The following is a 20,893-nucleotide window of genomic DNA, read 5'->3' as shown; positions in this document are numbered from 1 at the left end:
TGCTCGGGCCGCCCCGCTTCACGGCGGGAAGCGGGCCGCCCCGTTTTGCGCCGCTCGGGCCGCCCCGCTTCCCGCCGTGAAGCGGGCGTGCGCGCCGACGTCGCCCAGCCGGTCGAGGGCGGCCAGCCAGCTCGCCCCGCCCGCCCCGTCCCGGGCGGTGAGCACCTCGTGCCCGGCCAGCAGCGCCGTGACCGCCGTCCGTACCGGGCCGTCCGCGGCCAGCACGCTTCCCGCCAGCACGACCGGCCCCGGGCCGAGCACCCGGCCCGCCGTCGCCGCGAGCCGCCGGGCGGCCTCGCCGACGATCTCCGCCGCGCGGGCGTCCCCGGCCGCCGCGGCCTGGGCCACGAGCGGTGACGCGGCCGCCACCAGCGTCCGGTCGGCCTGCGCCAGCCGCACGACGCGGTCGGCGCGTCGCCGCGCCTCCCCCGGCCCGCCGGTCCCGCCCATCATGACGTCAGGGACGCCGGTCACGCCGGGCAAGCCAGGCACGCCGGGCACGCCGAAGTGCGCGCAGACCAGCTCCACCAGCGGCCCGTACGGCCCGCCGCGGTCGAGCGCGTGGACGGCGGCGCGCACCCCGGCCCGGCCGATCCAGAACCCTCCGCCCTCGTCGCCGAGCAGCCACCCGAGCCCGTCGGCGACCGCGGCGACCGCGCGGCCGGAGAAGCGGGCGGCCGCCGCTCCCGTCCCGGCGAGCAGCAGCGTGCCTGACGGCTCCGCGGTGCCGGCCGCGTACGCGACGTCCACGTCACCCGCCAGCCGGGGCGGTGAGGCGAGGCCGCACGAGACCCAGACGCGCCGCAGCACCTCCGCGAAGCCGTCGTCGGCGCCCGCCACCCCCGCCACCGAGGCGGCCACCAGCGACGGGTCCAGGCCGTCGAGCGCCCGGCGCAGCGCCTGCTCGATCGCCGCGCCGGCCGCAGCGGCGCCCTGCGCGGCCGGGTTGCCCGGGCCCGCGGTGCCGTACCCGAGCCTGGTCCCGTCCGGCGTGTGGACGGCGGCCCGGGTCGTGGTGCCGCCGGCGTCCACGCCGGCGAAGAGGATCACCGGACGAGCCGCGCCGCGCCGGGCGCGAGGGTGAAGGTCGTGCCGCAGGGCGCGTAGGAGCCGGTCGCCGGGTCGAAGGCGGCGCTGATCCCGTCGAGCGTGACCTCGGCCGGCTCGTCGGGCCGGGCGTTGCAGACGAACAGCCGGCGCTCGCCGTAACGGCCTACGAGGACGTCGCCGGCGCGCTCGACCGACGTCCAGCCGGACAGCTCGGCCGCCACCGGGCGCAGCCAGCGGGTGTTGAGGTCGCGCACCACACCGTAGCGCTCGGTCGGCGCGCCGTCGCCGCCGATGAGCGCGGGCTGGAAGCCCTCGCCGCGCGCCGGGTCGGGCGTCCAGTAGGTGAAGTACTGGATGCCGGTGTAGCCGTGGGCCAGCGCGGTGTTGACCTGCCAGGCCAGCTCGGCGGCCGTGGGCTCGCGGTGCCCGTCGTAGGCCAGCGTCTGCACGTACATCCAGGCGGGCAGCCCGGCCCGGCGCGCCTGCTCGCGCACCGTCGCCAGGTCGGCGAGGTAGCCGTCGTCGAAGCCGTCGGCCAGGAACGGGTAGCGGTCGAAGGACAGCACGTCGGGGCGGACGGTCCTGGCGAACTCCCCCACGTACGCGGCGTAGGGTCCGTCCGTGGCGTGGCTGGGGAAGAGGTTGGCGTAGGCGAAGGCGCCGGCCGCGCGCACGGCGGCCACCCCGGCCGCCACCCTCGGGAACTGCCCGGCGTGCGGCTCGTCCATGAGGCTGACGCCGCGGAAGGAGCGGAACGCGCGGTAGTCCTCGACGACCCGGCCGATCAGCGGCGCGGGATCGGCGTCCAGGTCGCGCATGAGGACGTCCACGCGCGGGTCCGAGGCGACGAGCACGCCGAGCCCCGCCTCCTCGGCGCAGGCCAGCGCGTGCCGCAGGATGACCCGGTCGTTGAGGTAGTTGCCGGTGATGACCAGGTCGATGCCGGCGTCGGCGATCTCCCGGTAGCGGGCGGCCGTCGTCTCGTGGGGCGGCGGGGGCCAGAAGGCGGCGATCGTCAGGTTCACAGCGCGCCGGTCCTGATCCGCCCGGCGTAGCGGGCCACGAGGGCGTCGTTGCGGGCGTCGGAGCCGGGGATGTTGGCCGACAGGTAGACGGGCGGGATCGCTCCGTCGGCCAGCAGCAGGCCGATGGCCTCGGCGACCATGAGCTGCACGGCCAGCGCCGAGGTGATCGAGGAGATGCCGCAGACGGCGCCGTGTTCGGTGGTCAGGACCGCGTCGCCGTACGGGGCGAGGTTGTCGATCACGATGTCCGCCAGCTCGAACAGCCGCTCCCCCGACGGGTGGCGCGAGGTGATGGCACCGGAGTGGGCCAGCGAGGTGATCGCGATCAGCGGCAGGCCGCGCTCCTTGACCAGCCGGGCCATCTCCACGGTCGAGCCGTTGCCGCCCGAGTTGGAGGCGATGACGAAGGCGTCGGACTTCTCGATCGTGTGCAGGGCCAGCACCTCGTGCGCGGTGCGCGGGTCGCGCTCGGCCAGCGGGTCGAACCCGGCGGGGTCGGCCGAGCCCAGCACCACGGGGTCGCGCAGGGTGAGCCGGTTGGTCGGGATCAGGCCGCCGGCCCGGCCCGCCACCTCCAGCGCCACCGCCTCGGAGTGCCCGGTCCCGTAGGCGTGGACGACGCCTCCGGCGCGCACGCTCTCCGCGATCAGCGCCCCCGCCTGCCTGATGGCGGGCAGCTGGCCGGTCACCAGCTGGTCCAGGCGGGAGCGCGCCTCGTCGGCGAAGGCCATCACAAGATCCATGAATGGGTTCCTCAACGGTTCATGCCGGCGGTCAGCCCGGCGACGATCTGGCGCGTGGCCAGGACGAAGAGCACGACCAGGGGAATCGTCGTCATCACCAGGCCGGCGAAGAGCGTGCCCCAGTCGTTCTGGAACTGGCCGAAGAAGTGGGTGAGACCGACCGGCAGGGTCAGCTTGGTCTCGTCCCGCATCAGGACCAGCGGGTAGAAGAAGTCATTCCAGATCGGCACGAACTGGAACACCACCACGGTCGCGAGCGCGGGCCGCACCAGGGGCAGCATCACGTGCCAGAAGGTCGCGAGCGGCCCGGCGCCGTCCAGGGCGGCGGCCTCGTCGAGCTCGTGCGGGAGCTGGCGGAAGAAGGCGGTCAGCACGAAGACGTTGAACGGGACCGACCCGGCCGCGTAGACCAGCACCAGCCCGGTCAGCGAGTCCACCAGGCCCATGCTCTCCAGCAGGTAGAACAGCGGCAGCACGCCCAGGTGGGCGGGCAGCGTCATGCCGGAGATGAAGTAGGCGGCGAACATGCTGCGGCCCCGGAACTCCCTGCGTCCGAGCGGGTAGGCGGCCAGCAGCGAGACCACGGCGCCCAGCAGCACGGCGCCGACCACGACGGCCGCCGAGTTGACGACGTAGGTGGAGAAGGACGCCTCCGTCCACGCCTTGACGTAGTTGCCGAGCCCGCTGGGCGGGCCGATCGGCTGGTCGAAGATCTCGCTGGTGGGCCGGAACGAGCTGAGCAGCATGACGACCAGCGGCGCCATGGAGAAGGCCGCGTAGCCCCACAGCAGGACCTTGACGATCGAGGCCCTCATGCCTTCCTCCTCAGGACCCGCTCCAGCAGCAGCGTCGAGCCGAAGATGAAGGTGAACATGAAGACCGCCAGCGCCGAGGAGGTGCCGAGCGCGTTGACGTCCCCGGAGGCGAACGCCGTCCGGTAGAACAGCAGGCCGAGCACGTCGGTCGCGCCCGCCGGGGCGCCGTTGGAGCCGCCGAGCGCGTAGACCAGCGCGAAGGTGCCCATGCTGCCGATGAAGCTGAGGATCGTGACGGTGGCCATGGCCGGCCTGAGCAGCGGCAGCGTGATCCGCCGGAGCACCTGCCAGGAGCCGGCGCCGTCGGTCCTGGCGGCCTCGGCGTACTCCTGCGGGATGCCGCCGAGGGCGGCGCTGAACAGCAGCATCGGGAAGCCCACCCACTGCCAGGTGGTGATGACGACGACGGTCGGCAGCGCGGTGCCCGGGTCGCCGAGCCATGGCATCGCCAGGCCGAGCGGCTTGAGCAGCGCGTTGACCGGGCCGAAGGCGGGGCTGAGCAGCAGGGTCCACAGGTAGCCGATGACCAGGGGGTTGACCAGGTACGGCAGGGCGAACATGGTCTGCAGCGCCCGCTTGCCGCGCCGCACGCGGGACAGCGCGAGCGCGAAGGCCAGGCCGAGCGTGTTCTGCACGAGCATGGTGCCGGCGAAGAGCAGGGCGTTGTGCCCCAGCGCGGGCAGGAGCTGGTCGAGGAAGGCGCCCGACAGCAGGCCGGCGTAGTTGTCCAGCCCGGCGAAGCTGTCGCGCAGCGTGCCCTTCCAGGTGAAGAAGCTGTAGGTCAGGCCGGTGAACAGCGGGTAGACGACGAAGGCGGAGTAGAGGAGGAAGGCGGGGATCAGGAACACGTACGACGAGCGGTTCCTTCCCTGGCCCCGCCGGACGCCTAGAGCCATGTGGACACGCTCTTGTCGAGCTGTTCCGCCGCCTGCTCGGCGGTGAGGCGGCCCAGCAGCATCTCCTGCAGCGCCTTGGAGAACACGGCGGCCGACGAGGGGTTGCCGTAGGCGAACTCGTTCATGAAGTAGGTCGCGCCGTGCTGCTCGAAGGTGGTGGAGACCTCCCCGAGGAGGGGGTCCTTGGGCGTGACGCCGGGGACGGCGGAGAAGACGCGCAACGTGTCGGTGAAGAGCTGGCCGTAGTTCTTGGAGGCCAGCCAGGCGGCGAACTTCAGCGCCTCGGCCTTGTGCTTGGTCTTGACGTTGATGCCGTACGAGCCGTCGGTGAAGCCGGGCATGAGGCCCTGGCCCTCGGGCACGGGCGGCGTGAAGACGCCCAGCTCGACGCCCTTGGCGTTCTCGCCGAAGAAGTTCAGCTCCCACAGGCCCCCGGGGAACATGGCGGCCTTGCCGGAGGAGAACAGGATCTGCGCGTCGGTGTAGGAGACGCCGGCGGCGTTCTCGGGGAAGTACGGCTTGAGCTTGTTGAGCTGGTCGATGCCCGCGACGAAGCGCGGGTCGGCGAACTTCTTCTGCTTGGCCTTGACGGAGGCGATGAACGCGTCGCCGCCCCAGCGGGCGGTGCCGAAGATGCTCGCCACGACCGGCAGCATCCAGTCGTCCTTGCCGCCGAAGGCGAACGGGATGATGCCCTTGGCCTTGAGCTTCTCGGCGGAGGAGATCATCTCGTCGTAGGTCTTCGGCGGGGTGATGCCGTTGTCGGCGAAGATCTTCTTGTTGTAGATCACCTGCAGCGTCTGCACGGCGAACGGCACGCCGTACACCTTGCCGTCCTTGTCGCCCTTGGCGTAGCGCAGGACCTTCTCGTCGTAGTCGGCCAGGCCGGGCACGTCCTTGGCGTCGAGCGGGAGCAGCCGGCCGGCCTCGACGAGCGGCTGCAGGTTGGCGCCGGCGCGCAGCCAGGCCAGGTCGGGGCCGTTGTCGCCGGCCAGGCCGGTGGACAGGATCGTGTCGTACTCGGTGGCGGTGGTGAAGGAGCGGGCGTCGACGTCGACGCCGGGGTTGGCCTTCTCGTACTCGGCGAACATCTTGTCGTAGTTGGCCTCGGGACCCCATCCCCAGACCGAGAGGGTGACCTTGCCCCCGCCCGTACGGGGGGTGGTCGAAGGGGCACAGGCGGTGACGGCTATCGCCAGCGCGACAGCGGCGGAGGCGGCGAGGCGCATGAGGGGCTCCTAGCGTGGGGGCAGGCGGTGCTTGGCGACCGCGTCGGTGGCGGCCGTCAGGAGCTGGTCGCTGGTCTCGTGGGTGCGCTGGACGACTCCGATGTAGAGGCAGTCCAGGACGAGCATCTGGGTGTGGCGGGCGGCCACCCCGCCCGCGCGGAAGGGGGTGTCCTGCGCGGCGGTGGTCAGGACGATGTCGGCGGCCTCGGCCAGCGGGCTGCGGGGGAAGTTGGTGATCGCGATCGTGGTGGCGCCGCGTTCCCGGGCGATGGTCAGCGGCTCGACGACCTCGGCCGTGGTGCCCGAGTGGGAGATGCCGACCGCCACGTCGCGCTCGTCGCGCGCGTTGGCGCTGCAGACGGCGTTGTGCACGTCGGTCCACAGCGCGCACGGCCGGCCGACGGCGTGCAGCCGCAGGTGCAGGTCCATGGCCACGCCGGCGCTGCCGGCGACCGCGAAGAAGTCGATGAACCTGGCGCGGACCAGGGCGGAGACGGCCCGGTCCACCGCCTCCAGGTCGAGCTGGGCCGCCGTCTCCTCCATGGCGCGCAGGTCGCTGGCCAGCAGGCTGCGCAGCACGAGGCTGGCGGGGTCGTCCGGCGAGAAGGCGATCAGGCTCTGTTCGCGCGGGGTCGCGTCGTTGCGGCCGAGCTCGGCCGCCAGCGCCAGCCTGAGCTCGGGGTAGCCGGCCAGGCCCAGCTCGCGGCAGAAGCGGGTGATGGTGGTGAGTGAGGTGCCGCACCGCTCCGCCAGCTCGCCGATGGTCGAGGCGGCCACGACGGCGGGCTCCGCGAGGATCGTCTCGGCGATGCGCCGGTGGGCCGCGGTGAGGGTGGGCTCGACCCCCCGGATTCTGGCCAGGATCGGTGACATGGGAGGAACCCTCCCGCTTCCCGGCAGGTATGTCAATAGTTCACATTCGACATGCGATGTTAGAAATTTTCCCCCTTGCGGGAGTTGCTGGGACTATGTCACTTTCGACGCCATGCGCAACCTCCTCATGGCGCTCGTGCTCGGCAGCACCAGTCTGCTGCCCGCCCGCGCCGACGCGGTGGACATCCAGTTACTGACCTTCAACGACTTCCACTCGTCCCTCCCCTCGAGCTTCGCCATGACCCCGGAAGGCCCCGTCGAGGCGGGCGGAGCCGAGTACCTCGCGGCTCACATGGACCGGCTGCAGAAGGACAACCCGCACGGCACCCTCCGCCTGGCCGCGGGCGACAACATCATCAGCAGCCCCGCCTCGGCCGTCATGAACGACGAGCCGGCCATCCAGGCGCTCAACCTGATGCGCCTGGACGCCTCCAGCGTCGGCAACCACGAGTTCGACCGCGGCCTGAGCGAGCTGCGCAGGCTGGAGAACGGCGGCTGCCACCCGATCGAAGGGTGCAGCGTGCCGGGCTTCAAGGGCGCCTCCTTCCCCCTGCTGGGCGCCAACATCGTCGACACCACCACGGGCAAGCCCGCCTTCGACCCCTACCTCGTCAAGGAGGTACGTGGCGTCAAGGTCGGCATCATCGGGCTGACCCACAAGAACTCGCTCTTCGAGGCGCCCTCGCCCACCGCGCCCCTGGAGGGCCGGGACGAGGCCGAGACCGTCAACGCCTACGTCGCGGAGCTCAAGGCCAAGGGCGTGCACACCATCGTCGTGCTGCTCCACCAGGGCGGCGGCCAGACCGGCGGCGGCCTGCCCAACCAGTGCAACAACCTGGTCGGACCGGTGAAGGACATCGTCGCCAAGCTCGACCCCGAGGTGGACGCCGTCGTCTCCGCCCACACGCACAACGCCTACAACTGCACGATCAACGGCATCCCCGTCACCCAGACGTCGGGCTTCAGCCGCGAGGTCACGCGGATCAACCTCACCGTCGACCGCGCCACCGGCAACCCGGTCACGGCGAAGGCGGAGAACATCACGGTCACCCACGACATCAAGCCCTACGGGCCGATCTCCGTGCTGCGCCGCAAGAGCGAGGAGGAGGCTCACCGTCGGTTGGACAAGCCGGTCGGCATGATCACCGGCGACCTCACGGCGGTCAGGAACGCGGCCGGTGAGTCCACGATGGGCCACGCCCTGGCCGACGCCAGGCTCTTCGCCACCTCGGCGCCGGAGAACGGCGGCGCCCAGATCGCGGTCCAGCCTCCGTACGGCGGCGGCATCGGCGGCGACCTGGTCGTCTCGGCGACCGGCAACGACCTGCCCAACCTGGTCACCCACGGTGAGGCCATGCGCGTGCAGCAGTTCAGGAACAACCTGGTCACCATGACCCTGACCGGCACGCAGGTGGAGCGACTGCTGGAGCAGCAGTGGTGCGGCCAGAAGACCGCCCGCGTGCTCGGCGTCTCGCAGGGGCTCACCTACACCTACGACAACGCCAAGCCCGCGTGCGACAGGATCGACCCGGCCACCGTCAAGCTGAACGGGACCGTCGTCGACCCGGCCGCGAAGTACCGCCTGACCGCCAACTCCTTCATCGCGAGCGGCGGCGACGGCTTCTCCGTGCTGACCGAGGGCACCGAGCGGGTGGAGAAAATCCGCGACATCGAGGCCTTCGAGTCCTACCTCCGGGCCAGGAGCCCGCTGGCGGCCCCGGCCCTGGGCCGGGTCACCCGCGTGAACTGACAGCCTCCCCTTCTCGGCCCGTCTCAGTCGTCGAGGCCCGATTCGGCGGCCAGCGGGACCTCGCCCGCGGTCTTGCTGTAGCCGAGGGCCTCGACGATGAGGCCGTCGCGGACGCGCATGAGGTTCACGCCCTCGACCCAGTCGGCCGGGCCGGCGCCGAAGTGGTAGCGCCAGCGGATCGTGGCCCGCTCGCCCGCGACGATGACCTCCTGCGGCTCGAACCGCGTCGTGTGGTCCTCGACCAGCGCGCGCCACCACGCCAGGCAGGCGGCGCGACCCTCGACGCGCTCCCCGGTGGGCGCCGGCTGGACCGACTCCATGACGCAGTCCTCACCGACGATGTCGGTCAGCGCGTCGGCGTCGCGTCCGGTGAAGGCGTGGTTGAAACGGTCGATGACCTCGGTGGTGGTGCGGAGCGCCATGATGGATTCCTCGGTAGATAGATCGTTCGGTCTACTCAAACCATATAGAACGGTTGATCTACCCGTCAAGGGGTGGCAGGCTGACACCATGACCACACGCACCGCGCCGGGGCCGCGCGAACGCCTGCTGGACGCCGCCCGCCGGCTGACCTACACCCAGGGGATGGCCGTCGGCGTCGACGCGCTGCTGAAGGCCGCCAACGTGGCCCGGCGCTCGCTGTACGAGCACTTCGGCGGCAAGGACGGGCTGATCGTGGAGGTGCTGCGGCTCACCACCGCCGAGGACGAGGAGTGGTACCGGCTGACCATGCGGGGCGCCGGCGACGACCCGCGCGCCCGGCTGCTGGCCGTCTTCGACGGGCTCGCCGAGGCCATCGACACGCCGGACTTCCGCGGCTGCCGCTACCTCGCCGCCGACCTCGCCCTGGCCGACCCCGCCCATCCCGGGCACGCCGTGACGCGTGAGTACCGCGAGTGCGTCCACCGGCTCCTGGAGGACGAGCTCCGCCGGCTCGCCCATCCGCGGCCGGAGCACGCCGCCACCCAGCTTCTCCTGCTCGTCGACGGCGCCCTGGCGGCCGGAGCCACCCGGCCCGGCACGGACCCCGCGGCGTCCGCCCGCGAACTGGCCGAGCACGTCCTCGACCTCCCGCGGCACGTCGCGGCCTGACCGGCCGCGCTCGCTCAGCGGAAGGCGGCGGCGCGGTCGCCTCGCCGACGAGCGTCACGGCCCGTTCCCGGCGGGGGCGTCCTCGATCACGGGCTCGGGCAGCCACGACCCGGGGCAGGTCTCGCGGCAGCCGTCCCAGCGATATGACAGCGCTGTTGTATCTTGGTCGGATGCTTCCACCGATCGAGCCGTACGACCACGGCCACCTCGACACCGGCGACGGCCACCTCGTCTACTGGGAGGTCTGCGGCAACCCCGCGGGCAAGCCGGCACTCGTCGTCCACGGCGGCCCCGGGTCGGGCTGCTCGACGAACGCGCGCCGCACGTTCGACCCCGAGCACTACCGGATCATCCTGTTCGACCAGCGCAACTGCGGGCGCAGCCTGCCGCACGCCTCCGACCCGGCGGCCGACCTGAGCACCAACACCACGCAGCACCTGGTGGCCGACATGGAACGGCTGCGCGAGCACCTGGGCGTCGAGCGCTGGCTGCTCTACGGCGGCTCGTGGGGGTCCACGCTCATGCTGGCCTACGCCGAGGCGCACCCCGAGCGGGTGTCGGAGATCGTCATGGTGGCCGCCACCATGACCCGCCGGTACGAGATCGACTGGCTGTACCGGGGCGTGGGCCGGTTCTTCCCCGAGGAGTGGCAGCGCTTCCGCGCGGGGGTGCCGGAGGACCAGCGCGACGGCGACCTGCCGGACCTGCTGGCCGCGTACCACCGGCTCGTGAGCGACCCCGACCCGCAGGTGCGCGCCAAGGCCGCCCAGGACTGGCTGGCCTGGGAGGACGCGGTCATCTCCCTGGAGCCGAACGGCAAGCGCGACGCCTACAGCGACCGCCCCTCCGACGCCCAGGTGGCCTTCGTCCGGATCTGCTCCCACTATTTCGCCAACGGCGCGTGGCTGGAGGAGGGCGCCCTGCTGCGCGACGCCCACCGGCTGGCCGGCATCCCCGGGGTGATCGTCCACGGCCGGTTCGACCTGGGGGCGCCGCTGGAGAACGCGTGGCAGCTCACCCAGGCGTGGCCGGACGCGCGGCTCGTCGTGGTGGACGACTCCGGCCACACGGGCAGCGAGACGATGCGCGACGCGATCATGTCCGCCATCGCGGGCTTCACCCCCTGACCTCGCCCCCGCCGGCGATCAGCCTTCAGCGGAACCCGTTGGCGCGGGCGCGGGCCTCGGGCTGAATGGTGGCATGAGGGCCGCCTACGACGAGATCGCCGACTGGTACGAGTCCGAGTTCCTGCCCAGGAACGCGGACGACCCGCTGGGGCAGCGCCGGGTGCTGGCCGGCCTCCTGGGCCGCGGCGAGGGCGCGTGTCTGGAGATCGGCTGCGGCACCGGCGTCCACGCCGGCGTCCTGCGCGACCTGGGCTGGACGCCGGTGGGCGTCGACCTGTCGGCCGGGATGCTGCGCCACGCCAGGCCGCGCCTGCCGGTCGTGCGGGGCGACGCGGCGCGCCTGCCGTTCCGCGACGGGTCCCTGCCGGCGGTCGCGGCGCTGATGGTCCACACCGACATGCCGGCCTACCCGGCCGTGCTGCGGGAAGCGGCCAGGGTGCTGCGGCCGGGCGGGGCGCTGGTGCACGTCGGCGTGCATCCGTGCTTCTGCGGCGGGTTCGCCGACCGCGCCGATCCGGAGGCGATCGTGGTCCGGCCCGGCTACCTCGACGGCCACTGGACCAAGAAGTCATGGACGGACCAGGGCATCCGCGACAAGGTGGGCGCGAGTCACTGGCCGCTGGCGGAGCTGCTGGGGGCGTTCCTGGAGGCGGGGCTGGCGCTGGAGGCGTTCGCCGAGGGCGACGGGCCCACGCCGGTGATCCTCGGCGTGCGGGCCCGCCGCCCCTGACCCCGGCACGGACTTGGCGGGGGTCAGAGCCAGACCCTGACCCAGGACACGGACGTGGCGGTCAGTCCGCGAAGACCCGGCCGAGCCACGCCTGCCAGGCCGCCTCCTGCGCGGCGGCGTCCCCGCCGCCGAACAGGACGTGGGAGAGCACCATGACGCCGGGCAACCCCTGGATGAAGCGGTACAGCGCGCCGGGGGTGCGGATTCCGAGGGTCTGGGCGTTGGCGTAGTAGACGACGCCCTCGACGGGCGGCAGCCCCTCCGGCCGGAACACCACGCGCCGGCCCGTCACGTCACCGGCCGCCGGCAGGCCCAGCTCGGCGTACAGGGTGCGCCAGGCGCCGGGCCAGTCGCGGACGGGCGGCCCGAACGCGGTGACGGGCGCGGCCGGGCGGCCCGGGAAGTGGCCGAGGTACTCGACCAGCGTGGCGAAGAACATCGCCAGGCCGCTCCGCATCGCCTCGTACTCGGTCTCCCAGTCGTCGCCGGGCAGGAAGCCGCTCGTGACCATGCGCACGACCGTGCTGCCCTGCTCGCGCCCCTCGATGAGGAACTCGTACGCGACGAACCGCCCGTCGTCGCCCGCCGGGCTGGCGTGCGCGAAGCGGTGGGGCGGGTCGGACACCGTGACGGCCGAGTCGGGCAGCAGTCCGCCGAAGTCGGTGCGCACCGCCTTCTCGGTCACCTCGGTACGGCCCATGAACCACGAGTCGACGCCGGGGCCGGTGGCGATGGCCTCCCACACCTCCTCCGGCGTGACGCCGACCACGGCCTCCTGGGGCAGCTCGAACCGGTGACCCATGTCAGCCCTCCCCTCCGGTCGTTTCCGGCCGGGACTGCCTGACGGACGGGTGGACGGCGACCACGATCCGGTGCTCGCGCCCGCCCTCGGCGCTCTCGTCGTGATATCTGCCGACCAGGGCGGTCACGAACGACGTCAGCTCCTCGGCGAACGCCGCCCGGTCGGCCGCGGAGGCGAAGCGCACCTCGCCGTCGATGCCGAACGTCGCCACCCGCTTGCGGGCCTTGACCGCTCCGGTGACCAGCTCGCCGAGGTCGCGCACGAGCCGGGCGGCCACCGCGAGCAGCCAGCCCGCCGACAGCCGGTCGGGCGACCGGGCGGGATCGGGCTGCACGGCGGCCAGCGCCACGGGCGAGATGACGAACGAGGCCGCCGTGGCCCGCATCACGCGCTCGGTGACGTTGCCCTTCTTCCGCTCCTCGACCAGCTCGACGAGCCCGTGCTTCTCCAGGGTCCGCAGATGGTAGTTGACCTTCTGCCTGGCCAGGCCGACCCGGGCCGCCAGCGTGGTGGCCGAGCCGGGCTCGACCAGCTCGGCCAGCAGCCTGGAGCGCATGGGGTCGAGGGACGCCTCGGCCGCCGCGGGGTCTTCGATCACCGCCACATCTCGCATGCCCGAACCATCCCACCGAAAAAATTAGTTGTCAAGACGGGAGGCGCGTTCCTCCAGGTAGCGGCGTTCCGGCTCGCTGGCGGTGCGCGCGGCGGCCGCGCGGTAGGCGACGACGGCCCGGGCGTGGTCGCCGCCCTCCTCCAGGAGGTGGGCGCGCACCGCGGACAGCCGGTGGTGCCCCGCCATCCGCTCGTCGGCCGCGAGCTCGTCCAGCAGAGCGAGCCCCGCCTCGGGCCCGCGCACCATGGCCACGGCCACGGCGTGGTTGAGCCGGACGACCGGATTGTCCTCCAGGCCGAGCAGCACGCCGTACAGGGCGAGGATCTGCCGCCAGTCGGTGTCCTCGGCGCGCGGCGCCTCGTCGTGCACGGCCGCGATCGCCGCCTGGATCTGGTACGGCCCGACGGCGGAGGTGGACAGCGCCGCGGTGACCAGCGCGGCGCCCTCGTCGACGGCCGCGCGGTCCCACAGCGAGCGGTCCTGCTCGGCCAGCGGGACGAGCCGGCCGCCGGGACCGGTGCGGGCCGGGCGGCGGGCCTCGGTGAGCAGCATGAGGGCCAGCAGCCCCCTCACCTCGCCGTCGCCGGGCAGCAGCCGCAACAGCGCCCGGGTCAGCCGGACGGCCTCGCGGGTCAGGTCGGGCCGGTGCAGCTCGGGGCCGCTGGTGGCGGTGTAGCCCTCGTTGAAGATCAGGTAGAGGACGTGCAGGACAACCCGGAGCCGGTCGGCGCGCTCGGGCTCGGGCGGCAGCCGGAACGGCACCCCGGCCGCCTTCACCCGCTGCTTGGCGCGGCTGATGCGCTGCGCCATCGTCGCCTCCGGCACCAGGAACGCGGCGGCGATCTGCGCCGTCGTCAGGCCGCCCACGGCCCGCAGCGTGAGGGCGAGCTGCGAGGCCCGCGACAGCGCCGGGTGGCAGCACAGGAACAGCAGCGTCAGCGTGTCGTCCTCGTCGCCCGGCCGTTCCTCGCCCGGTGCGGGCACGACGGCCTCGTCGGCCGGCGCGCGGACGGCGACCGTCTCCTCGCGGCGCCGCCGGGCGTGCTCGCTGCGCACGTGGTCGGTCAGGCGGCGCGCGGCCACGGTGACGAGCCAGGCGCGCGGATTGTCGGGTACGCCCTGCTCGGGCCACTGCACGGCCGCGTCGAGCAGCGCCTCCTGGACGGCGTCCTCGCAGGCGTCGAACTGCCCGTACCGGCGGACGAGGATGCCGAGCACCTGCGGCGCCAGCTCCCGCAGGACGTCCTCGACGCCGCCCCCGGCCGCCGCGGACAGCCCGCGCGGCCGCGACGGCTCGGATGGACACGACGGGCCGGCCTCGCTCACCCGGGGACTCCGTCGATGATCGGCCCCGCTCGCTCGGGGACCCGGTCGATGATCGGCTGCGCTCACTCGGGGACCTCGTCGATGATCGGCCGCACCTCCATCGCGCAGAGGCGCGCGTCCGGCCAGCGGGCGGCGATCTCCGTCGCACGCTCGACGCTGTCGCACTCGACGATCAGGTAACCCGCCAGGTACTCCTTGGCCTCGATGAACGGCCCGTCGGTGACGGCCGGGACGCCGTCGCGCACCCGAACCGTCCGCGACGTCTCCGGTCCGGCCAGGGCCTGCCCGCCGGCCAGCTCGCCGCTCTCGCTCAGCTCCTTCATCAGCGCGTCGACCTCGGCCATGACCTCGTCGACGCTGCCGGCGATCGCCTCCTGCGACGCGGGGTTGCTGTAGATCAGCAGCATGTACTTCACAGAACTCCTCCTGCCGGCGCGGCACGTGCTTCCCCTCATCCAACCGGCAAGCACGGCCGCCCGCGAATCCCGCCCCCTCCGCGTCTGGCATGTACGGCTTTCGTATAGTTCACGCATGTGAGCGAGCACCAGACCGGCTCGGTGAAGCCCCCCGGTCCCCCGCAGGAGCCGCGCGACGTCGCCCGGCTGCCGAAGGCGCACCTGCACGTCCACCTGGAGAGCACCGTACGGCCGTCGACCGTGCGCGAGCTGGGCGGCCCGCCCGAGCCGGAGGGACCGTTCGGCAGCTTCGCCGAGTTCGCCGACCATCGGGCCCTGGTACGGGAGCGGCTGGTCACCGCGGAGCACTTCCGGCGGGTGGCGCTGGAGTTCTGCGAGGACGAGGCGGCGCAGGGCACGGGCTACGCGGAGCTGACGTTCACGGCCGCCGCCCACGGCGAGCGGGTCGGGGCGCCGGAGCTGCCGCTGGAGGCCGTGCTCGACGGGCTCGCCGAGGGGTCGGCGCGGTACGGGATCGAGTGCCGGCTGCTCCTGGACCACTCGCGGCGGCGATCCGTGGAGCGGCTGCGGCGGACCGTGGAGCTGGCGCGCCGCCACGACGGGGTGATCGGCGTCGGGCTGGCGGGCGACGAGAGCCATCCGTTGGCGCCGTTCGCGCAGGTGCTGGACGAGGCCAGGGACGCCGGGCTGCGGCTGGTCCACCACGCGGGCGAGACGGCGGGCCCGGACAGCGTCCGGGAGGCGCTGACGCTGGGCCACGCCGAGCGGATCGGCCACGGGATCCGCGTCCTGGAGGACGAGGAGCTGGTGGCCGAGCTGCGGGAGCGGCGGGTGCCGCTGGAGGTCTGCCCGACGTCCAACGTGCTGCTCGGGCTCGTGCCGTCGCTGGCCGCGCATCCGCTGCCGCGCCTGCGCGCGGCGGGGCTGGTCGTCACGGTCAACACCGACGGGGAGACGGCGCTGGCGAAGGAGTACGGGCGGCTGCGGGAGGTGTTCGGGTACGGGGACGAGGAGCTGGCGGACCTCGCCCGGGCCTCGGTCGAGGCGTCGTTCGCGCCCGAGGACGTCAAGGCGAGGCTCAGGGCCGGCATGGACGCCTGGCTGACCGGCGGGCAGACGCCCGCGACCGGGGCGTGAGGCCGGTCAGGCGTGGGGGCCGGTGGTGACGGGGCCGATGGTCAGCTCCGGGCGGGCCTCCAGGATCTCGCCGATGCGCGCGACCTGGTCGTCCAGCTCGCGCGACCGGGCCGCCGTGAGCGGACGCAGCGGCTCGACCGTGACGTGGACGCGGCGGCCGGAGCGCCGCTGGTGCCACACCCCGGCCACCTCGCCGTCCACCAGCAGCACGGCGTGGTTGCCCGCCTGTCCCCCGTTCAGCGCCCGTCCGGCCGCCGCGCCCGGGTAGAGGAGCTCGCGCGGCCGACCCGCCACCAGGTAGGCGTCGAAGTACGGCAGGAGCCGCACACCCCGGGGCGGCTCGCCGGGCGTCTCCGTGTCGCCCGCCACGACCCAGGCCGGGCGCCCGGCGAACCGCACCTCCTCCAGGTCCGCGGAGGCGAACAGCCGGGCCGCCCACGCCTTCGGCACCCACAGCCACTGCGCGAAGTCCTCGGGCGTGGCGGGACCGTAGGCGAGCAGGTACCGCCTGAGCAGCTCCTTCGCTCCCAGGGCCGGGCCGGGCAGGGTTCCCGGGGGCGGGGCGGTGTAGGTGACCTTGCGCCCGCGGGCCGGCCCGTACACGAACGCGCCCCGGTGGGCGGCCACCGCCATCGCCTGCCGCCAGCGCGGCCACATCGTCTGGAACGCGGGCATCACCAGGTCGCCCGCCCACGGCCCCGTGGCGGCCACCACGGCCTCGCCCAGCTCGTCGATGGTCAGCTCGCGTTCCCGCACGGCCCCGGCGATGGCCTCGACCACCTTCTCGGTCTGCTCGCCGGTCATCCGCACGTGCGCGGGGAAAGACGGTCCGACCAGCGGCAGCTCCGACAGGGCGCTCACCCACATCGGCAGATCCGCGGCCGGGAGCAGGTGGACGGTGCCGCGCGGACCGTGGGTCTTGACCAGTTCGCGCGTCCCCCACAGCGCCTCGCGGACCGTCGAGCGGGTCGCGCCCTCCAGCCGCAGCGCGACCGACAGCTCGGCGGCCGACATGACCTGGGCGTGCGCCCCGCACATGGCTCCCACCGCCCCCGCGGGAGTGCCCGCCTTCATCGGCGCGGCCAGGCCCTGCCGCTCCAGCCTGCGCGCGCTGACCTCACGCCAGGAAAGTTCGATCACGATGTCCCTCCTCAGTGGTTCACGACCACGTTAGAGCACAATGCGGAAAGATTCGTTCCGCGATTGCCCGCCTGCACGGGGAGAGCGCGGGTGAGGGAGGCGTACTCGCGGGTGATCGAGCGCTCGAACGGGCCGGCCGGCTCGGCTCGCGCGGCCACGCGATTGGCCCGGCGTCGGGCCGCTTCCCGGACGTTCACATCAACCAGGGACTATGCGCCTCTTTAGTCATTTATGGACCTATGGCCCCTCTTCCGATCATGGGAGGATGACGGCGCCATGCTTCAGCTGCACATCCTTGGACCGCTCCAGGTCACCCTCGGCGGCCGTCCCGTCGAGCTGGGGCCGGCGCGGCAGCGCGCGGTGCTCGCGCGCCTGGTGGCCGAGGGCGGGCAGGTGGTGTCCACCGACCGGTTCATCGAGGACCTGTGGCAGGGGCAGCCGCCGCCCAAGGCGCTGGCCGCGCTCCAGGTCTACATCTCGAACCTGCGCCGCCTCCTGGAGCCGGACCGGCCGCCGCGTGCCCCGGCCACAGTGATCGTCAGCACTCCGCCCGGCTACCGCTTGCGCCTGCCGGAAGAGGCGGTGGACGCCTGGCGGCTGCCCCGCCTGGTGGAGACGGCCGGCACGGCTCTGCAGCGCGGCGCGGCGGCGGACGCGCACCGCCTGCTGGACGGGGCGCTGGGGTGGTGGAGCGGGACGGCGTACGGGGAGTTCGCCGACGGGTGGGCGGCCGCGGAGGCGGGACGGCTCGCGGAGCTGCGGCTGATCGCGGCCGAGTACCGCGCCGAGGCCGCGCTCATGCTCGGCCGCCACGTCGACGCCGTGCCGGAGTTACGGCGGCACGCCGAGGCCCACCCGCTGCGGGAGAACGCGGTGGGACTGCTGGCGCTGGCGCTGTACCGGTCGGGCAGCCAGGCCGAGGCGCTGGCGGTGCTGCGGCGGGCCCGCGGGCACCTGGCCGAGGAGCTGGGGGTCGATCCCGGTCCCGCGTTGCGCGCGCTGGAGCAGGACATCCTGCGGCAGTCGCCGTCGCTGCGGCCCCCCTCGGCGAACGGGGGCTCGTCCCCGCAGGCCGGAGTCGTGCAGGCCGTCGGAGGTTTTCGGGGCTCGGGTGGCGGAGAGACCGGCCGACGCGAGGATGCCCCGGGTGAGCACCAGGAGGGGTCTCACCGGAGCGGGCGCGAGTACGGGTCGACGGCCGTCCAGGAGCAGAGGCCGGCCGGGCGCGGGCGTGGACTCGTTGGTCGGGAGCGTGAACACGCGGGCCAGGAGCGAGGGCTCGCGGACCCGGAGCGGGGACTCGCGAACCCGGAGCCGGAGCTCGCAGCCCCCGGGCCGGAGCTCGCGGAGCGCGGGCCGGAGCTCGCGGAGCGCGGGCCGGAGCTCGCGGAGCGCGGGCGGGAGTTGGTGGGGCGCGGGCGGGAGTTGGCGGCTCTGCGGGAGGAGGCGGGGCGCCCGGGGCGGAGGATGGTGTGGCTGGCGGGCGAACCGGGCGCCGGGAAGAGCGCCCTGGCGGAGGCGTTCGCGGCGGAGCTGGCCGGTCGCGGCCGGCGGGTGGCGCTCGGGCGCTGCCCGGAGATCGACGGGGACGCGCCGCCCGCGTGGGCGTGGAGCGAGATCGTCCGGGACCTGGCCGCCGCGCGCCCACCTGGCGACGGGACGCGAACGGTGCGGCCGCCCGGTGACGGGCCGGGGACCGTGCAGCCGCCCGGCAGCGGGACGGGAGCAGCGGCACCGCCCGGCGACGGGACGAGGACAGCGACACCGTCCGAGGACGGAGCGCGACTGACGCCACCGTCCGGCGGCGGGAGGGGAACGCCGCCACCGTCCGGTGACGGGAGGGGAACGGCGCCGCCGTCCGGTGACGAGGACGGGCTGGCGCCCCTGCTGCGGGACGGCGTCGCGATTCCGAACCAGTTCCGCCTGGCCCGGGCCGTGGCCGGGTATCTCGCGGCGTGCGCGCCGCTGCTGGTGGTGCTGGACGACGTGCACCGCGCCGACGGCGAGACGCTGCACCTGCTGCGGCACCTGCCGGACGCCGCCGACCTCCTGGTGGTGGCCACGTACCGGCCGGCGGAGGTGACCGAGGACCTGGCCGCCACGCTGGCCGCGCTCGCCGGCGCGGGGCGTCACGTGGACCTCGGCGGGCTGGAGGAGGCCGCGGTCGCCGCGCTGCTGCGGCGCCACAGCGGACGGGACCTCGACCCGGCCGACGTGCGCGCCGTCGCCGAGCGCACGCAGGGCAACCCGCTGTTCGTGTGCGAGACCGCCCGGCTGATCTCCTCCGAGGGGGCGGGGGCCGCGCGGGCGCTGCCGCCGGGCGTGCGGGACCTGATCCGCCGCCGAGTCGCCCGGCTGCCCGCCACCGCGCGGACCGTGCTGCGCAACGCCGCCGTCGTGGGACGGGAGGCGGACGTGGAGGTGCTGATCGCGCTGCACGACGGCGACGAGGACACGGTGTTCGACGGCTTGGAGGCGGGGGTCATCACCGGGCTGCTCACCGAGCCGGGACCGGGCCGGGTCCGGTTCGCGCACGTGCTGGTGCGCGAGGTGCTGTACGAGGACACGGCGCGGATCCGGCGCACCCGGCTGCACGGGCGGGTGGTCGCGGCCCTGGAGCGGGTACGGCCGGGCGACGTGGCGGCGCTGGCCCACCACGCGCTGGAGGCCGCCTCGCCGGACGCGGTCCGGTACGCCCGGGCGGCGGCCCTCCAGGCGTCCGGCCTGCACGCGCACCGGGAGGCGGCGGCCCTGTGGCGGGCGGCGCTGGAGTTCGCCACCACGGACGGGACGCGGCTAGAGCTGCTGTGCGGGCTGGTGTCGGCGCTCGGCCACGCCGGGGACGTCATCGGCGCCCTGGCCGCGAGGACCGCGGCGGTCGAGACGGCCCACACGATCGGCCGACACGCCGCCGGAACGGCTCACGGGGAGGCGACCCACGCGATCAGCCGACACGCCGCCGGGGCGGCTCACGCGATCGGCCGTGGCGCCGCGACCGGTGGCCCGAGTCCGCTGCAACGGGCGCTGACCTCGTACGACGCGCCCGTGATCTGGACGATCCAGGTGGACGCCCGCCTGGACGAGGAGTTCGTCGCCGCCCTGGAGCGCGAGCTGGCCGCCGGCCCCGGCGACGAGGCGCGCTGCCGGCTGCTGGCGACGCTGGTGTTCGCCATGGAGGGGCACGACGACGCGCGGGTGGACGCCGCCGGCGCCGAGGCGGTGGCTCTGGCCCGCCGGGCGGGACGTCCCGACCTGCTCTGCCTGGCGCTCAACGCCCGCTACTTCGCGCTGCTGGCCCCCGAGCGGCGCGCCGAGCTGGAGGCCGTGGGCGCCGAGCTGCTGGAGCTGGGCCGCGCGCACCGCCTCGTCGGGTATCTCACGCTCGGGCACGGCGCGCTGCTCATGGCCGCGCTCGGCCGCAACGACCTGGAGGCCGCCGCCCGGCACGCCGACCGCGGGGTGGAGGTGTCGACCAGCGGCCAGCTCGGCCTGTCGCTGGCCATCCTCACCCTCTTCGGCGGGCTGCGGAAGCTGGTCGAGGGCGACTACGACGCGGCCGAGGCCGTCTACGACGGCCTGGCCCGGCAGATGGCCGAGCGCGGCGCGGTCAACGCGGAGGCCATGGGCATGGTGGGGAGGTTCGTGGTGCGGCTGGCCCGCGGCGACGTGCGGGCGTCCGTTCCCGAGCTGGCGCTGCTCGCCGAACGGGTGCCCAACGAGGCCACCCGGGAGCTGTACGCCGGGGCGCTGGCCGCGTCCGGGGACCTGGCCGCCGCCCGGCGGGTCTGGCGGCCCCGGGTCGCCCATCCCCGTGACTACTACTGGCTGCTGTGGGAGACCCTGCACGCCCAGACCGCCGTCGCGCTGGGGCACCGGGAGGCCGCCGAGCGGTGCTATCGGAACCTGCTGCCCTGGGACGGCGAGCTCGGCGGGATGCACAGCGGCTCCGTCACGCTGGGGCCGGTCGCGCTGGTGCTGGGGGATCTGGCCGGGCTGCTGGGGCTGGGGCCGGACACCGCCCGTGACCACTACGCGCGGGCCGTCGCGGTCGCCGAAGGGGTGGGTGCGCCGCGCTGGGCCCGGCAGGCCCGCGAGCGGTTCGAAGGTTTGCCCTGACGCCCTCCGCCGC

At 74.0% G+C, this 20,893-nt stretch carries 19 protein-coding genes; 6 read left to right on the top strand and 13 right to left on the bottom strand.

The window, feature by feature from the left end; all coding sequences use genetic code 11:
• Positions 1 to 18: 18 nt before the first annotated feature.
• The 7 genes from HTZ77_RS16325 to HTZ77_RS16295 are packed head-to-tail and all read right to left on the bottom strand — an operon-like array spanning position 19 to position 6,631.
• Positions 19 to 1,050 carry a BadF/BadG/BcrA/BcrD ATPase family protein gene (locus HTZ77_RS16325; RefSeq protein WP_175590447.1) on the bottom strand — a complete coding sequence of 344 codons (1,032 nt, stop codon included), beginning with the start codon at positions 1,048 to 1,050 and terminating at the stop codon, positions 19 to 21.
• The gene (locus HTZ77_RS16320; RefSeq protein WP_175590446.1) at positions 1,047 to 2,075 is read right to left on the bottom strand and encodes a hypothetical protein; all 1,029 of its coding nucleotides are present in this window, start codon (positions 2,073 to 2,075) and stop codon (positions 1,047 to 1,049) included. The genes HTZ77_RS16325 and HTZ77_RS16320 overlap by 4 nt, the downstream gene beginning before the upstream one ends.
• Positions 2,072 to 2,818, bottom strand: coding sequence for a sugar isomerase domain-containing protein (locus HTZ77_RS16315; protein ID WP_175590445.1), 747 nt, complete (start codon positions 2,816 to 2,818; stop codon positions 2,072 to 2,074). The genes HTZ77_RS16320 and HTZ77_RS16315 overlap by 4 nt, the downstream gene beginning before the upstream one ends.
• Before the next feature lie 11 nt (positions 2,819 to 2,829).
• On the bottom strand, positions 2,830 to 3,633 hold the full coding sequence (locus HTZ77_RS16310; RefSeq protein WP_175590444.1) for a carbohydrate ABC transporter permease: 804 nt from the start codon (positions 3,631 to 3,633) through the stop codon (positions 2,830 to 2,832).
• The gene (locus HTZ77_RS16305; protein WP_175590443.1) at positions 3,630 to 4,529 is read right to left on the bottom strand and encodes a carbohydrate ABC transporter permease; all 900 of its coding nucleotides are present in this window, start codon (positions 4,527 to 4,529) and stop codon (positions 3,630 to 3,632) included. The genes HTZ77_RS16310 and HTZ77_RS16305 overlap by 4 nt, the downstream gene beginning before the upstream one ends.
• Positions 4,520 to 5,758: an ABC transporter substrate-binding protein gene (locus HTZ77_RS16300; protein WP_175590442.1), complete on the bottom strand. Its 1,239-nt coding sequence runs from the start codon at positions 5,756 to 5,758 to the stop codon at positions 4,520 to 4,522. Before HTZ77_RS16300 ends, HTZ77_RS16305 begins: the two co-directional genes overlap by 10 nt.
• Positions 5,759 to 5,767: 9 nt before the next feature.
• Positions 5,768 to 6,631 (bottom strand): MurR/RpiR family transcriptional regulator, encoded by an 864-nt coding sequence (locus tag HTZ77_RS16295; RefSeq protein ID WP_175590441.1) that lies wholly within the window; start codon positions 6,629 to 6,631, stop codon positions 5,768 to 5,770.
• Positions 6,632 to 6,743: 112 nt separating this feature from the next.
• Here HTZ77_RS16295 and HTZ77_RS16290 point away from each other — a divergent pair, with 112 nt between their 5' ends.
• A complete protein-coding gene (locus HTZ77_RS16290; protein ID WP_175590440.1) occupies positions 6,744 to 8,381 on the top strand; it encodes a bifunctional metallophosphatase/5'-nucleotidase in 1,638 nt (545 codons plus the stop codon).
• A 23-nt stretch (positions 8,382 to 8,404) separates the two neighbouring features.
• Here the strand turns inward: HTZ77_RS16290 and HTZ77_RS16285 are convergent, their stop codons facing one another.
• On the bottom strand, positions 8,405 to 8,803 hold the full coding sequence (locus HTZ77_RS16285; RefSeq protein ID WP_175590439.1) for a nuclear transport factor 2 family protein: 399 nt from the start codon (positions 8,801 to 8,803) through the stop codon (positions 8,405 to 8,407).
• A gap of 88 nt (positions 8,804 to 8,891) precedes the next feature.
• Between HTZ77_RS16285 and HTZ77_RS16280 the strand changes: the two genes are divergently transcribed.
• The 3 genes from HTZ77_RS16280 (at position 8,892) to HTZ77_RS16270 (ending at position 11,330) form a co-directional block, all read left to right on the top strand.
• Positions 8,892 to 9,473 carry a TetR/AcrR family transcriptional regulator gene (locus tag HTZ77_RS16280; RefSeq protein WP_175590438.1) on the top strand — a complete coding sequence of 194 codons (582 nt, stop codon included), beginning with the start codon at positions 8,892 to 8,894 and terminating at the stop codon, positions 9,471 to 9,473.
• Between the two features lie 170 nt (positions 9,474 to 9,643).
• The gene (gene pip / locus HTZ77_RS16275; RefSeq protein ID WP_175590437.1) at positions 9,644 to 10,600 is read left to right on the top strand and encodes a prolyl aminopeptidase; all 957 of its coding nucleotides are present in this window, start codon (positions 9,644 to 9,646) and stop codon (positions 10,598 to 10,600) included.
• A gap of 73 nt (positions 10,601 to 10,673) precedes the next feature.
• Positions 10,674 to 11,330: a class I SAM-dependent methyltransferase gene (locus HTZ77_RS16270; protein WP_175590436.1), complete on the top strand. Its 657-nt coding sequence runs from the start codon at positions 10,674 to 10,676 to the stop codon at positions 11,328 to 11,330.
• Positions 11,331 to 11,391: 61 nt separating this feature from the next.
• Here HTZ77_RS16270 and HTZ77_RS16265 read toward each other — a convergent pair whose 3' ends face one another.
• The 4 genes from HTZ77_RS16265 to HTZ77_RS16250 all read right to left on the bottom strand — a co-directional run bounded on the left by HTZ77_RS16265 (position 11,392) and on the right by HTZ77_RS16250 (position 14,478).
• Entirely contained in the window at positions 11,392 to 12,132 is a 741-nt protein-coding gene (locus HTZ77_RS16265) for an SRPBCC family protein (RefSeq protein ID WP_175590435.1), read from the bottom strand.
• Between the two features lies 1 nt (position 12,133).
• Positions 12,134 to 12,730 carry an ArsR/SmtB family transcription factor gene (locus tag HTZ77_RS16260; RefSeq protein WP_328808615.1) on the bottom strand — a complete coding sequence of 199 codons (597 nt, stop codon included), beginning with the start codon at positions 12,728 to 12,730 and terminating at the stop codon, positions 12,134 to 12,136.
• A gap of 39 nt (positions 12,731 to 12,769) precedes the next feature.
• Complete coding sequence (locus HTZ77_RS16255) at positions 12,770 to 14,020, bottom strand: RNA polymerase sigma factor (protein ID WP_175590801.1); 1,251 nt, start codon at positions 14,018 to 14,020, stop codon at positions 12,770 to 12,772.
• A 113-nt stretch (positions 14,021 to 14,133) separates the two neighbouring features.
• The gene (locus HTZ77_RS16250) at positions 14,134 to 14,478 is read right to left on the bottom strand and encodes a YciI family protein (RefSeq protein WP_235994801.1); all 345 of its coding nucleotides are present in this window, start codon (positions 14,476 to 14,478) and stop codon (positions 14,134 to 14,136) included.
• Positions 14,479 to 14,604: 126 nt separating this feature from the next.
• Here HTZ77_RS16250 and add point away from each other — a divergent pair, with 126 nt between their 5' ends.
• Positions 14,605 to 15,624, top strand: coding sequence for an adenosine deaminase (gene add / locus HTZ77_RS16245; protein WP_328808614.1), 1,020 nt, complete (start codon positions 14,605 to 14,607; stop codon positions 15,622 to 15,624).
• 6 nt (positions 15,625 to 15,630) lie between these two features.
• Here add and HTZ77_RS16240 read toward each other — a convergent pair whose 3' ends face one another.
• Complete coding sequence (locus tag HTZ77_RS16240) at positions 15,631 to 16,764, bottom strand: winged helix DNA-binding domain-containing protein (RefSeq protein WP_328808613.1); 1,134 nt, start codon at positions 16,762 to 16,764, stop codon at positions 15,631 to 15,633.
• 276 nt (positions 16,765 to 17,040) lie between these two features.
• Here HTZ77_RS16240 and HTZ77_RS16235 point away from each other — a divergent pair, with 276 nt between their 5' ends.
• Entirely contained in the window at positions 17,041 to 20,880 is a 3,840-nt protein-coding gene (locus tag HTZ77_RS16235) for an AfsR/SARP family transcriptional regulator (RefSeq protein WP_235994764.1), read from the top strand.
• Positions 20,881 to 20,893 lie beyond the last annotated feature (13 nt).

It is taken from the genome of Nonomuraea montanisoli, from assembly GCF_013363975.1.
In the GTDB taxonomy this organism is placed as follows: Bacteria; Actinomycetota; Actinomycetes; order Streptosporangiales; family Streptosporangiaceae; genus Nonomuraea; species Nonomuraea montanisoli.
The sequence above is the reverse complement of the archived record's forward strand: the minus strand, read 5'-3'. Positions and strand labels throughout refer to the sequence as shown.

What these genes read in the sequence shown, in the direction of transcription:
- HTZ77_RS16290 (WP_175590440.1), top strand. Translation starts at nt 6,744, where the DNA reads ATGCGCAACCTCCTCATGGCGCTCGTGCTCGGCAGCACCAGTCTGCTG.
- HTZ77_RS16280 (WP_175590438.1), top strand. Translation starts at nt 8,892, where the DNA reads ATGACCACACGCACCGCGCCGGGGCCGCGCGAACGCCTGCTGGACGCC.
- HTZ77_RS16270 (WP_175590436.1), top strand. Translation starts at nt 10,674, where the DNA reads ATGAGGGCCGCCTACGACGAGATCGCCGACTGGTACGAGTCCGAGTTC.
- HTZ77_RS16250 (WP_235994801.1), bottom strand. Translation starts at nt 14,478, where the DNA reads ATGCTGCTGATCTACAGCAACCCCGCGTCGCAGGAGGCGATCGCCGGC.
- HTZ77_RS16285 (WP_175590439.1), bottom strand. Translation starts at nt 8,803, where the DNA reads ATGGCGCTCCGCACCACCACCGAGGTCATCGACCGTTTCAACCACGCC.
- HTZ77_RS16315 (WP_175590445.1), bottom strand. Translation starts at nt 2,818, where the DNA reads ATGGATCTTGTGATGGCCTTCGCCGACGAGGCGCGCTCCCGCCTGGAC.
- HTZ77_RS16295 (WP_175590441.1), bottom strand. Translation starts at nt 6,631, where the DNA reads ATGTCACCGATCCTGGCCAGAATCCGGGGGGTCGAGCCCACCCTCACC.
- HTZ77_RS16235 (WP_235994764.1), top strand. Translation starts at nt 17,041, where the DNA reads ATGCTTCAGCTGCACATCCTTGGACCGCTCCAGGTCACCCTCGGCGGC.
- HTZ77_RS16305 (WP_175590443.1), bottom strand. Translation starts at nt 4,529, where the DNA reads ATGGCTCTAGGCGTCCGGCGGGGCCAGGGAAGGAACCGCTCGTCGTAC.
- HTZ77_RS16300 (WP_175590442.1), bottom strand. Translation starts at nt 5,758, where the DNA reads ATGCGCCTCGCCGCCTCCGCCGCTGTCGCGCTGGCGATAGCCGTCACC.
- pip (WP_175590437.1), top strand. Translation starts at nt 9,644, where the DNA reads ATGCTTCCACCGATCGAGCCGTACGACCACGGCCACCTCGACACCGGC.
- HTZ77_RS16310 (WP_175590444.1), bottom strand. Translation starts at nt 3,633, where the DNA reads ATGAGGGCCTCGATCGTCAAGGTCCTGCTGTGGGGCTACGCGGCCTTC.
- HTZ77_RS16265 (WP_175590435.1), bottom strand. Translation starts at nt 12,132, where the DNA reads ATGGGTCACCGGTTCGAGCTGCCCCAGGAGGCCGTGGTCGGCGTCACG.